The organism is Mesorhizobium sp. M8A.F.Ca.ET.021.01.1.1 (assembly GCF_003998025.1).
Classification (GTDB): domain Bacteria; phylum Pseudomonadota; class Alphaproteobacteria; order Rhizobiales; family Rhizobiaceae; genus Mesorhizobium.
On sequence record NZ_RZSJ01001073.1, the window covers coordinates 1 to 576 of the forward strand.

General features: G+C 61.1%; 1 protein-coding gene. It reads left to right on the forward strand.

All coding sequences use genetic code 11. From position 1 onward, the window contains the following. Positions 1-124: 124 nt before the first annotated feature. Positions 125-576, forward strand: a 452-nt coding sequence (locus EOA36_RS36670; RefSeq protein WP_189553573.1) for a DUF922 domain-containing protein, incomplete at its 3' end; no start/stop codon positions are given.

Below are 576 nucleotides of genomic sequence, written 5' to 3' on the forward strand. Positions count from 1 at the left end.
CGCCGTCATTGCGCATCAACCATGGGCTCATCAACCAAGGGGGTCATCAACGATGTGTGATCCGCATCGGATCAGTTCCGTTGCGCCGGCAAAGGCCGTAAAGCAAGGTGACCGAAGAGGCAACATGATGACACGATCCCTGCTCTGCGCACTGCTGCTTACCGTCGCCGTTCCGGCGGATGCGGCCAATCTGGTGAAGACATACAGCTATTTCGCCATTGGCGGCAGAACGCTGGAGGATATCGAGCAGCAACTCGCCAAACACGGGCCGCAGGTCAAAAGCACGGGGTCGCGCCACCCGGGCGCCACCCAGATGGCCTTCACGACACGCATCAGCTACGCCAGCCAGTCCGGCTCCTGCCGGATCGCCGACGCGGTCGTGACCGTCAAGGTCAAGGTGATCCTTCCCGAATGGCGCCGCCCACGCAAAGCCGATGCCGATGTACGGCTGTTCTGGGATACATTGTCCGCCGACATCAAGCGCCATGAAGACCGCCATGTCGAGATCGCCAAGAACCACGGCCGCGCACTGGAAGACGCGCTGAAGGCAACCCATCCGCAGAAGGATTGCAATGC